We start from the raw sequence: 13,499 nt of genomic DNA on the forward strand, positions 1-13,499 counted from the left end.
ATGCACTCCTATTGGACAATCAACAGCATCCTGCCGCTTTGCCACTGCCAAGAGCTCCGCTTCGCCGCTACGATGAGCCATGGCGCTATTTGAGTTCACCCTTGTCCTCCTGCTGATCGCCGTTGCGCTGACGGCGCTGTCGCGGCGCCTGCAGGTTCCTTACCCCGCCTTGCTGGCGCTGGCGGGCGCCGGCCTTGGCTTCCTGCCCGGCGCGCCGACGATCGAGATCGATCCGGAACTGGCGCTTGCGCTGTTCATTGCGCCGGTGCTGCTCGACGCGGCCTACGACACATCGCTGCGCGATCTTAACCGCTACAGGCTGCCGCTTGTGCTGCTGGCGCTTGGCGCGGTCGTTTTCACGACCGCCGTCGTGGCACTGGTCGGCTGGAAAATGGCCGGCCTGCCGATCGCTGCCGCCATAGCCCTTGGCGCCATCGTGGCGCCGCCGGACGCGGTTGCCGCGAGCGCCGTGCTCGGGCAGTTCAAAGTGCCGCACCGCATCACGGCCATCCTTCAGGGCGAAAGCCTGCTCAATGACGCCACCGCGCTTTTGATCTATCGCATCGCGATCACCGCCGCCGCCGGTCCCGTTCTTTTGGGCAGCGCCGTTCCGATGGTCCTGCTGTCGACCATCGGCAGCCTGGCCGCGGGCTATCTTCTCGGCCGCCTATCCCAGGCGATGCTTGGACGTATCGAAGATGCGGCGAGCGGCACCGTCGTGCAGTTCGCCGGGACGTTCGGCGTCTGGATCCTGGCTGACAGGCTGGGGCTCTCGGCCATCATCACCATCGTCGTCTATGCCATGACCATCGCGCGCACCGCACCGCGGCGCATGTCGGCCAGAAAGCGCGTCAGCTCCTATTCCGTCTGGGAGACGGCGGTGTTCGTGCTTAACGTGCTGGCTTTCGTGCTGATGGGCCTGCAGGCGCGGCTGATCGTCGGTCGCCTGGCCGAGCAGGGACAGTCCGAGGCATTCCTGTTTGCAGGGACGATCCTGGCGGTCGTCATCGTTTCCCGCCTTGCCTGGGTGCTGGGCTGCGGCGCCGTGATCCGATGGCTTGCCCGCTTCGGCAATGCGGAGCAGCGGCAAGAGGTGCCGTCGTTTCGCGGCGGGGTGCTGATCGGCTGGTGCGGCATGCGCGGCCTGGTGACGCTGGCGGCTGCCTTCGCATTGCCGGCGGACTTCCCCGGCCGCGATCCGATCGTGCTCACCGCCTTTTGCGTGGTGCTGGGCACGCTTGTCCTGCAAGGCATGAGCCTGAAGCCGTTGCTGCGCCTGCTTCGTCTCGAACCGGACGAGACCATAGACCGCGAGGTCGCGCAGGCCCGTGTCGCCATCATGCAGGCGGCCCTCGACATATTGAGCGGCAAGACCTCGACCGCGGCGGCGGCGGTGCGCGAGCAGTATGCCGCACAGCGCAAGGTCGCCAAGAACCCCGACGACGCCCAGGCAGCAACCGAGTACGACCGGCTGCGGCTCTATGCCATCAAGCGCCAGCGCGACGCGCTGGAAGAACTTCGCCGCAACGGGACGATCGGTGACGAGGCCTATCACCGGCTGGAGGAAGAAATCGACTGGTCGGAGCTGGCGGCTTCCCCGGCGGGACGGTTCCAGCCGCTGACGACCTAGGCGAGGCGAGGGGCTTTTGCGTCGTGGCCCAGCCGGGCCGCCGCGGCGGTCCATTGCAAGGTCGCCGTCGAAACGGTACTGCCGTCACCAAACTGAGCCGGATGAGCAATGAAGCTGGTCAGCTACAATATCCAATACGGGTTCGGCAGCGACGGCCTCTACGATCCGGCGCGCGCCGCGCGCATTGTTGCCGGCGCCGATGTCATCGCCTTGCAGGAGGTCGAGCGGCACTGGCAGCGCAGCAATTTCGACGACCAGCCAGAGCTGCTTTCGCGGCTGCTGCCGGACTATCACTGGGTCTACGGCCCGGCCTTCGACATGGACGCCAGCGAACAGCGCGACGGCCGCATCGTCAACCGGCGCCGGCAGTTCGGCACCATGGTGCTGTCGAAGCTGCCGATCGTCTGGTCGCGGCTGCATGCGCTGCCGATGCGCCGCACACTGCGGCCGCTCAACACCCGCAACGCGGCGCTCGAATGCATGATCCGCACGCCGGCGGGTCCGGTGCGGGTGCTTTCATTGCATCTCGCCCATGTCGCGGCTGAAGAACGGCTCGAGCAGATCGACTATCTGCTTGCCGAGCATCGCCGGGCGCCCTCCGATGGGGGGCCGTGGAGCGGCGCCGACGACGAGCCGGCGCGCAATTGGAGCAATGGCGAGCCAGAGCCGGAGAACCCGCTGGCGGCGATCTGGATGGGCGATTTCAACATGGAGCCGGGCAGCGCCGAATACCGCCGCATCGTCGGCGGCACGCCCTATCATCGCGGTGCCGCCTATCTGGATGGGTTCGTCGATGCCGCTGCCGTGGCGATTGAACCGGCGGATGACTTCCACACGCATGAGAAGATCATCGACGGCAGGCTGGCAAAGCGCCGGCTCGATCATTGCTTCGTCGGCGGCCTGTTTGCCGGTCGTGTGCGCTCGGTCAGCTCGGACATTGGCGAAGTGGCTTCCGATCATTTTCCGGTCAGGATCGACATCGATCTCGAAACGCCCGCCGGCCCCGGAGGCGGATGAGGCCCAAATGACGCTTTTCGTCTTCTTCGCGGTGCTTGCGGCGGCCGCCATGCACGCGATCTGGAATGCGCTGGTCAAGGTCCATCTCGACCGCTTCCTGTCGATCACCCTGATGACGCTTGGCATGGGATTTGCCGCGCTTTTCGCACTTCCCTTCGTCGAGGTGCCGAGGGCGGAAGTCTGGCTCTATATCATTGCCTCCGTCGTCTTCCACATGGGCTACCGGACCTTCCTGATCGGCGCTTACCAGGCCGGCGACTTCGCCCAGACCTATCCTCTGGCGCGCGGCACCGCGCCCTTGCTGGCGGCGCTTGGCGGTATGTTCGTGGTCGCCGAAGTGCCGGCGCCGCTCGCCATTCTGGGTATTCTTTTGCTGTCGGCCGGCACGCTGGTGATGTCGTTTCGCGGCGGCGCGCATCTGGAACGATTGAACCTGCGCGCGGTCGGCTTTGCGCTGGGGACCTCGATCTTCATCGCCAGCTACACACTGTCCGACGGCAGCGGGGCGCGGCTGGCGGCCACGGCGCAGAGCTATGCCGCCTGGCTGTTCGTGTGCGATGCGCTTGGAGCGCTGGTGCTGTGCCTGATCTTCCGTGGACCGCGGGCCTTGCCGGTGCTGGCGCGGGACTGGAAAGCGGGGCTGTTCACCGGCGTGCTGAGCGGCGCTGCCTACTGGATCGTCATGTGGGCGATGACCAAGGCGCCGATCGCCTCGGTGGCATCGCTGCGCGAGACCTCCATCCTGTTCGCCATGGTGATCTCGGTGTTCGCGCTCGGCGAGAAGATGACAGGCTGGCGCGGCGCCGCCGCGCTCAGCATCGTCGCCGGCGTCGTGGCGCTCAGACTCGGCTGACGTCGTGGTCCAGCACGGTCATCACCTGGCCGCGCCGTTCCGGACTGAAGCGGATGACGATGATGATGCAGACGGCGACCACGCCGGCGAATAGCGCCAACGCGTAGCCATAGCTGCCTCCGGGAGCCTCGGCTATGCCCGCCTGATAGGGACCGCCATAGGAGGCTGCGAGATTGCCGGCCTGGTAGATGAAGCCGGGCAGGGTCGCGCGCACCGCGCCGGGCGAGAGCTCGTTGAGGTGCACCGGAATGACGCCCCAGGCGCCCTGGACCGCGACCTGCATGACGAAGGCGCCGATGGCCAGCATGAAGGGCGTCGAGCTGTAGGCCCATAGCGGGATGGACGGCAAGGCAATCAGGCAGGCGAGCGTGATCGCATTGACGCGGCCGATCTTCTCGGACAGCGCGCCGAACGCCAGACCGCCGACGATGGCGCCAATGTTGGCGACGATGGTGATCCAGCTCACCGTGTGCGGGTCGAAACCATGCTGCTTCTTCAGGAATGTCGGGTAGAGATCCTGCGTGCCGTGGCTGAAGAAGTTGAAGAACATCATCAGCACGACCGCATAGAGGGCGACGCCCCAGTGCTTTTGCAGTGTCTCCAGCATGCCGGGCCTTGCGGTCTTCCGCGCCTCGACGAAGGCCGGCGATTCCGGAACATGTGAGCGGATGAAAAGGACGATCAGGGCCGGGATGAAACTGAGCAGGAACATGGCGCGCCAGCCGATCGTGTAGCCGCCGATCGTCTGGTGATAGAGCAGGCCATAGACGACCGCCGCTAGGAGGTAGCCGGCCGGATAGCCGCATTGCAGGATGCCCGAGACCATGCCGCGGGCGCTGGGCGGGATGGATTCCATGGCAAGCGAGGAGCCAAGTCCCCATTCGCCGCCCATGGCGATGCCGAACAGTGCGCGCAGCGCCAGGAATATGCCGAGATTGGGCGAGAAGGCGGCCAAAGCGCCGATCACGGAATAACTGACGATGTTGAGCATCAGGATGGGCTTGCGCCCGAATTTGTCTGCCAACGTGCCGAAGAAGAACGCGCCAATGAAGCGCGTCGCAAGGGTCAGGAAAAGCGCCTTTGACACCGCCGGGACGTCGGTCTGGAATTCAGACGCAATGTCGGTGAGCAGGAATGTCAGAAGGAAGAAATCGAAAGCGTCGAGCGTCCAGCCCAGGAATGAGGCAAGGACGGTTTTCTTCTGCTGCGAATTGAGCTTCAAGGCGTTCCTCCTGATGTCGAGGAACGTTATCGCGTCGAGGCGGACAATCGTCAGTCACTTTTCAGAGAACTTGGTCACGTTTGCGTAGGGGGTCACCGAGTCCACAGCCGCATTCATTGGACACCCGCCGGCCGAAGCCGACGGGCTATCAGCCCAGCAGGTGGTTCCAACTGACGCGAGGCACCTGGAGGCCAAGGTTGCGAGTCGAGACATCAGTGGCAATGCGGTCAGCAACCTTCCGTCGTCGTTTCCATCTGGCCAGGGCCGCGGACTTGGCGCTGGTATCCTGCTGACCGGGAGCTGACTCCTTGGCGCTGCCTGTCTGTTGGCCCGGTGCGCAATCCTTAGCGGAGTTGGTCGACTTGGTCGTGGTCGAGTCCGTGTTCTGATCCGTCGGCATCGTTGTCGTCGTGGAGGAGGAGCCGCTCGACGTCGTATTGGTCGATTGCGCCAGGGCAAGGCCGCCGGAAAGAATCATTACGGCGGAAGCGAGAAGAAGTCGTTTCATCATTCACTCCTGGTGAGTATCCCTTCGGCCGCATAACAAGGGAGTCGGCGAACGCTTCCGTGGAGTATCTGGCGCCGTCGCCGTGGCATCAGCGTGCCGGTTGTGGTGCGTCGATGACGACATACGGCCCGGCCCGGAACAAAGAAAAGCGCCGTTAGTTTCACCCGCAGGGCACTCAAACAGAAGGACGAGCATGATGAAAATGGCTTTGGTAATCGCGCTTGCGGTGTCGTTTTCTGCGGGCTCTGCAATCGCGGCATGTCCGGACAAGTCGGCTGCCAACACGGGCGCCGACACCCAACAGACTGCCGGTATTTCGAAAGATGGTACCCACGCGCCCTTGGAAACTCCGAAGGCCAAGGATAGTGCCGGCAAACCGGCCGCCAAGGATGGCAGCACAATGCCGTTGGCGGGGGCGGAAGGCGGCGGTGACAAGAATCTCGCAACATCGCAGCAGGATATCGAGGCGCAGCAGCATGGCGGCAAGACCGCGGCGGCAAAGGCCGACGACAGCTGCAATGACTGACGACGGAACAGGGCCGGAGCGGTTGTTGGCTCCGGCCTTTTCATCAAGTCTACAGAAGAGCCGGCCGGACGGAGCCAGCGGGGCCTCGACGGACCGCGAGTGTTTGCCTTCGGCAGGTAGAGCTATGCCTTGGACGAGGCGGCCTCAGAGTTCCGCGTCGTTCGATGGCCGAAGGGGAAGAGGGAGCCAAACGAAGAGCACTCCTCCGCGGCCAGGGCTATGATCATTTCATCGATTCTCTCAACCGTTTCTCTGCTCACGTGATCATCGCCATGAAGGCACTGACGCGCGCGCTTCAGGTGTCGTCGTGCGGCCTCGAAATCGCTGCCCATCCGTTCCTCCCGCTTAGAGAGACTCCAGATTTGAACAGTTCACTCCTTTAAGAAAGTCACCCGAAAGAGCGATTCGGTCGGCAATTGGAGGTAGATGCCCAAAACGCAGAAACCCCGCCCCGCGAGCGCAAACGGGGCTATTGAGCCGACGGAGGGCGGAGGGAAGCGTGCCGGCTAACTTCTCACGGCGCTGGTTGTTCCGTTCGGCTTTTTTCTTGACCCCGCCATATCGGGCGTAACACACAAGCTGTCACGGATCGGCCGCATCGGAATACTCAAGGGCACCATTCAGGAGCTCAGTGGGCGTTTTGTGCCGTTCTGTGCCAATCGGCACAAGAGACTAAGTCTTTGAAAGGATGGTGGGCGTGACAGGGATTGAACCTGTGACCCCTGCAATGTCAATGCAGTGCTCTCCCGCTGAGCTACACGCCCATCCGAAGCCGCGCATACACCATTTTTGATCCGGCGCGTCAATAGCAGGAAAGGGGAAAGAAGGCTCCGTTTTGCCGCACCGGCCGATAGTCGCCGATGCCTTGGGCAAAAACGGCTCAGGCCGCCTGCAGCATCTTCTCGACCTCGTTGACGAGGTCGCGCAGATGGAACGGCTTCGACAGCACCTTGGCGTCTTTCGGCGCCTTGGAATCCGGGTTCAGCGCAACGGCGGCGAAACCGGTGATGAACATGACCTTGAGGTCGGGATCGATCTCGGTGGCGCGGCGGGCCAGCTCGATGCCGTCCATCTCCGGCATGACGATATCGGTCAAAAGCAGCGAGAACGGTTCCTCGCGCAGCCGCTCATAGGCACTGGCGCCGTTGTCGAAGTCGCTGACCTGGTAACCGGCGCGCTCCAGCGCCTTGACGAGGAAGCGACGCATATCGTCGTCGTCTTCCGCCAGAAGAATGCGTGCCATGATATCCCGTCCGAATCACCCGCCCGAACTCTGCCGAAAAGCAGGGCCGTTAACCATCCTGTATATGAGGAGGCGAGGGTAAACATCAAGTGAACGAGGCGCAGCATAATCCGCATTCGGAAAGGCGGTGCCGGCGCTGAAATGCTGGACATGCGGCCCTCAAGGTGGCACTTTCATCCTATGATGCATTGGTGTTTTCGGGTTCGTTCAAATTGAAGACGGCAGCCGAGGATTTTTCGGTCGTTCCCCCCTTCGAAATCCGGTCGGGCGCCGAGCAGCGCGTCCCCTTCCTCTTCAACTCACCCCACAGCGGGCGACATTATCCGGAGCGCTTCCTCGCCATGGCGAGGCTGGACCGCAACGCCATTCGCCGGTCCGAGGACTGCTATGTCGACGAGCTGTTCGGCGGCGCGGTGGCGCTTGGCGCGCCGATGCTCGCGGCAAATTTCCCGCGTGCCTATCTCGACGTCAACCGCGAGCCGTGGGAACTCGATCCGCGCATGTTCGCCGAGCCGGTGCCGTCCTTCTGCAACATCCGTTCCGCGCGCGTGGCCGGCGGGCTCGGCACCGTTCCGAAGCTGGTCGGTGAAGGCCTCGACATCTACTCCGGCCGCCTTCCGCTGGCCGAAGCGGTCGCCCGCATCGAGGCGGTCTACAAACCCTATCATGAGACGCTGAAACGGCTGTTGACGCGAACCCACGCGCGTTTCGGCTTTGCCGTGCTGATCGACTGTCACTCGATGCCGGCGAGCATCCGCGTCGGCGACAACGGCCTGCGGCCCGATTTCATCATCGGTGACCGCTTCGGCATCTCGGCCACCGCGGCATTGACCGAGACCGCAATCGGCCTGCTCAACGCCATGGGCTATACCGTCGCCCACAACAAGCCCTATGCCGGCGGCTTCATCACCGAACACTACGGTCGCCCGGCGCGCCATCTCCATGCGCTGCAGATCGAGGTCAATCGCGGGCTCTATATGAATGAGCGGACATTCGAGAAAGCGGCGGGCTTCGATGCGCTGGCCGACGACCTGGCGCGATTTTCGGCCGACCTGATGGCCATGCCCGACCACCATTTCATGGATCTGCCGCTGGCCGCGGAGTGAACAGAGCCCGGTTTCATTGATGGCGCCATCCACAACCGCCGCATAGTTCTGGGCGACATGGATCGGGATTGGCGGGGATTGGAACTGGCGGCGAAAAAAAGACCGCATCGTTCGCACGATACGGTCGAAGTCTAGGGAGGAAACGCCCAAGGAGGGCATGGACAGGAAACCCTGTCCGAGATCAAGGGTATGGTGCGCTGCACAAATGTCAAGCGACCTACCGGCTTTTTTAATTCAGAGTGATGTGGAAATTGCGCTTCGGTGGCGCCGGCGTGTTATTCTGGCAACAGTCGGCGCGGCGAAAAATCCTGGAACACCCTTGTCTTGGCGCGGAACTGGCGGCACACGTGGGCTCGGCCATGCTGCAATGCGGGAGAATCAGTTGGACATCAGCATCGATTTCATGCGCCGCATCGCGCAAGCGGCGGCGGCGGAAACCTTGCCGCGCTTCCGCAGCCAGGGCGCGGTCGCCAACAAGGAAAAGGGCAGCTTCGATCCGGTCACCGAAGCCGATCGCGAAGCCGAGCGCGCCATCCGGGCGCTGATATCGGCGCAATATCCGGACCATGGCATTCTCGGCGAGGAACACGGAAGCGAGAATATTTCCAGCAGGCATGTCTGGGTAATCGATCCGATCGACGGCACGCGCGCTTTCATCTCCGGCCTGCCGGTGTGGGGGACGCTGGTCGGATTGACGGTGGAGGGCGATGCCGTTGCCGGATTGATGTCGCAGCCCTTCACCGGCGAGCTCTTCTACGCCAACGCCTCCGGCTCCCATTATGAGGGGCCGGGCGGGCCGCGCAAACTGGTCACACGCAAGACGACGAGCCTTGCTGAAGCAACGCTGTTCACCACGACGCCGGCGCTGTTCCAGGGCGAGGCACGCCTGCGCTACGACCAGTTCGAGAAGCAGGTACAACTCGCTCGCTATGGCACCGACTGCTACGCCTTCGCCATGGTCGCCGCGGGAAGCGTCGACATCGTCGCCGATCCCGGACTGAAGCCCTATGACATCGTGGCGCTGATCCCCATCATCGAGAAGGCGGGCGGCGTGGTCACTACCTTCGACGGCGGGCCGGCCGAGAATGGCGGCGACATATTGGCGGCGGCGACGCCCGAACTCCATGCGGCGGCGATGGCGGCCCTGCGCGGCTGAGCATCCGTTTCGCCGCGATGCGCTTTAGGCGTCCGAGAGACGCAGGCCCCATAGAATGAGCGCGAAAGCGATGAGGCCGGTCGGCGCGGACGAATAGGCGATGGCTTTGATCGCGTACTCCTGAAAGGCGCTTCCATGCGCGGCTCCTGCCGCCAGCGGCATCGTCTCGTTGCCGGCTCCCCAGAGGCTGGCCATCACATAGGCTGCCAGGATGGCCAAGGCTGAATAGATCAGGAACCAGAACGCAATCCGCGACATCGCGACGCCGAGATTGAGCCTGGACCAGACGAGACCCAAAACCAGCAGCAGGACGCCTTGCAAGGCACCGAGCGTGTGAACCGACAATCCGAGCCGCGGTGCGGCGAGGTATGGGATGGCGAACCCTTCGACTGACGAAAACAGCAGGAGGGCGATGCCGAGCTGCAGCAGGCGATGCCCCTGGCGTGGCAGCGTGTCCGATGCGTTCATGGCCGCTCCTCCCGATCCGTCGACTGACCTCTGCGGACGGTAACTAGCGCTCGGGCCCCGAACGGGAACTGGCGTCAAGTTGCCTCCGGTTGAGCAGGAGGCAGGCGTAGCCGTTAGAATTGCCGAGGCGTCGGCGCGATCATCGTCCGACATTGATCGCGCAAGACGCGGGCGCTGGGAACGGGCGTTGTCAGCGGATAGCGAGCGACCTGGGGACCAACCGGATCATGGAGTTTTCGCCAAGCATGAGCCGGAACCGGCGCCGGCTCGGCAATACGCGCCCTCAGGCCGTCGGGTCGTCGCTGCCGGGAATGAAAGCGTCGAAGGCGGCGAGGAATTGCTCGCGGTAGATGTCGGCCTCCTGCAGGATCTCGTGACGCGCGCCGTCGATCATGAGCAGCGAGCCGAGGCGCAGACGCCTGGCATAGGCTTCCACGGCCTTGGTCGAGACGACCTGGTCGGCACCGGCGGCGATGACCAGCAGGGGGACCCGGATGCGGGCCATGAATTCGGGATCGCTTACCACTTCCGCGGCTTCGGCAGCCGCTCTCAGCCAGCGGATCGTCGGGCCGCCAAGCGCCAGTTGCGGGTGATCCTCGTAGATCCTGGTGTTGCGCCGGTAACGTTCCGGATCCGTCGTTACCTTGTTGGTGTCGAAGGGAGCGGTAACCTTCGGCCGTGGGCCCCAGGCGGCGTAAAGCCGGCCAAGGCCCAGGGCACAAAACAGCGAACAGACGCGGCGGACCGTCCGGATCGAGACGGGCAGGTCGGGCAAGGTGAAGAACGGCGCGATCAGCACCATGCGCCGCACGCGGTTGACCATGGAGGGCGAAGCAAGCAGCGTGATCACGGCGCCGGCCGAATGGGCAAGGATGTAGTACGGCCCGCGGCAGTCCGGCAGCACGATCTCCTCGAAGAACTGTTCAAGGTCGGCCGTGTGGTCGCGGAAGGACCTGATATAGCCGCGCTGGCGATCACGGATCAGCCGGTCGGAGCCGCCTTGGCCGCGCCAGTCCAGCGTGGCGACGCCAAAACCGCGCGCCGCAAGGTCGCGGATGGTTTCGAAATATTTCTCGATGCACTCGTTGCGGCCGGACAGCAGCACCACGGTGCCCTTCATCGGGCGGGCGACCGCGGCGAACAGGCCATAGCGTATCTTCTTGCCGTCGCGTGCCGTAAAAAAGCCGCCGGTGGCGTTTTCCGGTCGCGGGTTGCCCTCAGTTTCATGAAAAAGGGGAGTTTCGTGAAAAGGGAGATCCGTCATTCGGCGCTTCGTGCTCGGCGTCTCGCATGCCTGCCTGTCGTGGCCGGCCTCGCCAAGGTTGATAGCCGTCCATGGGCCAAAAGCAAAGGAATTCCGGGAGCGTCGGATCGGCAACAGGGAAGGCCGGAAGCCGCTATGAGCGCGCTTCCGGCCCCTGTCGATCCGGGAGGAAGGGACGTTGCACCCGGTTCGGCCTCGTCGCGGCGCCCGGTCCATCCAAATCCGGCGCCGCTTGTCCTTGATGTCGAAAGCAGTCTAGCGGCGGCTGTCTGAACGCGCGCAAAAGCGCCGGTTCATCTGCCGTTCATCCTCGATTTTTGCCGGGAGGCAAAATCTTGAAATGGCTTTGCCCGCTCCCCAAATGTGGGTTGCGGCCGCCAATGTCGGGGCCGCTGGTCAAACCGGAACGCCGCTCACGGGTTTCGCACCGGCCAAACGCAAGCCTTGTTGCTCAACAGGAGAACACACCATGCGTCACGTTGATTTTTCCCCGCTCTATCGCTCGACCGTCGGCTTCGACCGTCTCTTCACCATGCTTGATTCCCTTGCGCAGCCCGATGGCGCGCAGACCTATCCGCCCTACAACATCGAGCGCACCGGTGAGGATGCCTACCGCATCTCGATGGCTGTCGCCGGCTTCTCGGACGAGGAGATCTCGATCGAGGCCCACCGCAATGTGCTGACCGTGAAAGGCGAGCGCAAGGATGAGGGCACCGGCGAGGGTTCCGAACTGCTCTATCGCGGCATTGCCTCCAGGGCCTTCGAGCGCCGCTTCCAGCTTGCCGACCACGTCGAGGTCGTGGGCGCCACGCTGAAGAACGGCCTGCTCTTTGTCGACCTGAAGCGCAACATCCCCGAGGAACTGAAGCCGCGCAAGATCGCGATCACTTCGGCTCCGGCCAAGGCCAAGCAGATCGAGGCCAAGACCGCTGCGTAATCCCTAAGTCTCCTCCCGAGACGGAAGCGGCGCCGAAAGGCGCCGCTTCTTTTTTATTTGCCGGGAACAGCAATTACCCGGCGATCAACTGGCCAAAGCGGTCGACTTCCTCTGACGTCGTCGCAAAACTGGTGACGAAGCGATAGAGCAATTCGTCCTCGCCGATATGGCCTTCGAAGCCATGCGGCTTGTGCCAGTCGTAGAAAACAGCACCCGCCGCCTGCAGCCTGTCCGCTTCAGCCTTTTTCATCACCGCGAAAACCTCGTTCGCTTGCGGCAGCCAAGCCAGTTTCGCCGTCTGGGAATCCTCGATCGCCGCGGCAAGGCGGGCAGCCATGGCATTGGCGTGCCTGGCGGTGTCGAGCCACAGGCCGTCGCGGAAATAAGCCTCGAACTGTGCCGCGATAAAGCGCGATTTGGAAAACAGCTGGGCGGCGCGCTTGCGCAGGAAGGCCAATTCCCGGGCACGCTCGAGATCGAACAGCACGATCGCCTCGGCGCACCAGCAGCCGTTCTTGGTGCCGCCGAAAGACAGTATGTCGACGCCACTTTTCCAGGTCATTTCGGCGGGCGTCGTGTCGAGCGCGACCAGTGCATTGGCAAAGCGGGCGCCGTCCATATGCAATGGCACGGAATGTTGCCGCGCGATGGCCGAGATCGCGGCGATGTCATGCAGGCCGTAGACCGTGCCGACCTCCGTCGACTGGGTGATCGAGACCGCCATCGGCCGGCCCCAATGGACCACCTCGCCGGCGAAACGGCCGATCGCCGTTTCCAGATTGTGCGGATCGATCCGGCCCAGCGCGCCATCGACGGCATGCAGCCGCGAGCCGCCGGAGAAATATTCCGGTGCGCCGCACTCATCTTCGATGACATGCGATTCGCGATGAGCGAAGGAAATGCCGCCGGGCTTGTTGTAGGCGGTCAGCGCCAGCGAATTGGCGGCGGTGCCGGTGGCCACGAAGAACACCGCAACCTCGCGTTCGAAGATTTCGCTGAAGCGCTGGCAGACGGCCTGGTCGAGCGCGCCATCGCCATAGGCAGTGGAAAAGCCGCCGGCGTGGGCCGAGAGGCCGGAGGCGATGTTGGGGTGGGCGCCTGCCCAATTGTCGGAAGCGAAGAACATGCATCTGCCTGTGCTGGGAAAATCGCTGCAACCTTGACCGGTTTCATGGCTGGCTCGCAAGGGCCAGACGCCAGAAAACGGGTAAAGCCAGCGAGCTGCCGAAAACCGGCAGGGACGGAAGCTTGCGTTTAGCGGGTATTTCACGAAGCTTTGTGTCGCGGAACGCCGAAGTTTTTTGTGAATCGGTCTTGTATGCGCCCGGCTTTTCTGCCATAAAAATTTAGGACAGTAGTGCTGTCTTATTTTGTCGCGCAAAACAGGCTGGATTGGCGTATTCTAAGCCTCTCCGGCTTTTGCCGCGAGCGACAGGTGGACGGCCGTGCTCTGGCCTGTACGATACCGGATGCGAACCGCGCGGCGAGCCGCATGGTTCGGCAAGGATTTCGCAAGACGTGCCGTAAGGATGAAGGGGAAGCAATGCGCTTCCCGAGGCAAACCAGCGC

13 protein-coding genes and 1 tRNA gene are annotated in these 13,499 nt (G+C 63.4%); 7 read left to right on the forward strand and 7 right to left on the reverse strand.

What is annotated here, in order from left to right:
- Positions 1 to 79: 79 nt before the first annotated feature.
- The 3 genes from FJ942_RS04480 to FJ942_RS04490 all read left to right on the forward strand — a co-directional run bounded on the left by FJ942_RS04480 (position 80) and on the right by FJ942_RS04490 (position 3,500).
- Positions 80 to 1,630 carry a sodium:proton antiporter gene (locus tag FJ942_RS04480; RefSeq protein ID WP_140584316.1) on the forward strand — a complete coding sequence of 517 codons (1,551 nt, stop codon included), beginning with the start codon at positions 80 to 82 and terminating at the stop codon, positions 1,628 to 1,630.
- A 108-nt stretch (positions 1,631 to 1,738) separates the two neighbouring features.
- Positions 1,739 to 2,647, forward strand: a complete 909-nt coding sequence (locus tag FJ942_RS04485; protein WP_140496298.1) for an endonuclease/exonuclease/phosphatase family protein — start codon at positions 1,739 to 1,741, stop codon at positions 2,645 to 2,647.
- A gap of 7 nt (positions 2,648 to 2,654) precedes the next feature.
- Positions 2,655 to 3,500: an EamA family transporter gene (locus tag FJ942_RS04490; protein WP_140496297.1), complete on the forward strand. Its 846-nt coding sequence runs from the start codon at positions 2,655 to 2,657 to the stop codon at positions 3,498 to 3,500.
- On the opposite strand, the gene FJ942_RS04495 is transcribed toward FJ942_RS04490, so the two are convergent.
- Together FJ942_RS04495 and FJ942_RS04500 are read right to left on the reverse strand one after the other, a co-directional pair.
- Positions 3,487 to 4,722, reverse strand: coding sequence for an MFS transporter (locus FJ942_RS04495; RefSeq protein WP_140513694.1), 1,236 nt, complete (start codon positions 4,720 to 4,722; stop codon positions 3,487 to 3,489). The genes FJ942_RS04490 and FJ942_RS04495 overlap by 14 nt on opposite strands.
- 148 nt (positions 4,723 to 4,870) lie before the next feature.
- Positions 4,871 to 5,230: a hypothetical protein gene (locus tag FJ942_RS04500; RefSeq protein WP_140657337.1), complete on the reverse strand. Its 360-nt coding sequence runs from the start codon at positions 5,228 to 5,230 to the stop codon at positions 4,871 to 4,873.
- A gap of 202 nt (positions 5,231 to 5,432) precedes the next feature.
- On the opposite strand from FJ942_RS04500, the gene FJ942_RS04505 reads away from it, so the two are divergent.
- Complete coding sequence (locus FJ942_RS04505) at positions 5,433 to 5,756, forward strand: hypothetical protein (protein ID WP_224656141.1); 324 nt, start codon at positions 5,433 to 5,435, stop codon at positions 5,754 to 5,756.
- Between the two features lie 689 nt (positions 5,757 to 6,445).
- Here the strand turns inward: FJ942_RS04505 and FJ942_RS04515 are convergent.
- Together FJ942_RS04515 and FJ942_RS04520 are read right to left on the reverse strand one after the other, a co-directional pair.
- Positions 6,446 to 6,520 (reverse strand) — tRNA-Val (locus FJ942_RS04515).
- A 116-nt stretch (positions 6,521 to 6,636) separates the two neighbouring features.
- Positions 6,637 to 6,999 (reverse strand): response regulator, encoded by a 363-nt coding sequence (locus FJ942_RS04520; protein WP_006199474.1) that lies wholly within the window; start codon positions 6,997 to 6,999, stop codon positions 6,637 to 6,639.
- Positions 7,000 to 7,163: 164 nt separating this feature from the next.
- Here FJ942_RS04520 and FJ942_RS04525 point away from each other — a divergent pair, with 164 nt between their 5' ends.
- Together FJ942_RS04525 and hisN are read left to right on the forward strand one after the other, a co-directional pair.
- Entirely contained in the window at positions 7,164 to 8,105 is a 942-nt protein-coding gene (locus tag FJ942_RS04525; RefSeq protein ID WP_140556542.1) for an N-formylglutamate amidohydrolase, read from the forward strand.
- A 382-nt stretch (positions 8,106 to 8,487) separates the two neighbouring features.
- On the forward strand, positions 8,488 to 9,261 hold the full coding sequence (hisN, locus tag FJ942_RS04530) for a histidinol-phosphatase (RefSeq protein ID WP_140496291.1): 774 nt from the start codon (positions 8,488 to 8,490) through the stop codon (positions 9,259 to 9,261).
- A gap of 24 nt (positions 9,262 to 9,285) precedes the next feature.
- Here hisN and FJ942_RS04535 read toward each other — a convergent pair whose 3' ends face one another.
- Entirely contained in the window at positions 9,286 to 9,729 is a 444-nt protein-coding gene (locus FJ942_RS04535; protein WP_140560301.1) for a hypothetical protein, read from the reverse strand.
- Between the two features lie 283 nt (positions 9,730 to 10,012).
- Positions 10,013 to 10,993, reverse strand: coding sequence for an alpha/beta hydrolase (locus FJ942_RS04540; protein WP_140897282.1), 981 nt, complete (start codon positions 10,991 to 10,993; stop codon positions 10,013 to 10,015).
- Between the two features lie 469 nt (positions 10,994 to 11,462).
- Between FJ942_RS04540 and FJ942_RS04545 the strand changes: the two genes are divergently transcribed.
- Positions 11,463 to 11,930, forward strand: coding sequence for an Hsp20 family protein (locus FJ942_RS04545; RefSeq protein ID WP_140496288.1), 468 nt, complete (start codon positions 11,463 to 11,465; stop codon positions 11,928 to 11,930).
- Positions 11,931 to 12,003: 73 nt separating this feature from the next.
- Here FJ942_RS04545 and FJ942_RS04550 read toward each other — a convergent pair whose 3' ends face one another.
- The gene (locus FJ942_RS04550; RefSeq protein WP_140513688.1) at positions 12,004 to 13,056 is read right to left on the reverse strand and encodes a low specificity L-threonine aldolase; all 1,053 of its coding nucleotides are present in this window, start codon (positions 13,054 to 13,056) and stop codon (positions 12,004 to 12,006) included.
- Positions 13,057 to 13,499 lie beyond the last annotated feature (443 nt).

The organism is Mesorhizobium sp. B2-4-2, assembly GCF_006442845.1.
Taxonomy (GTDB): Bacteria; Pseudomonadota; Alphaproteobacteria; order Rhizobiales; family Rhizobiaceae; genus Mesorhizobium.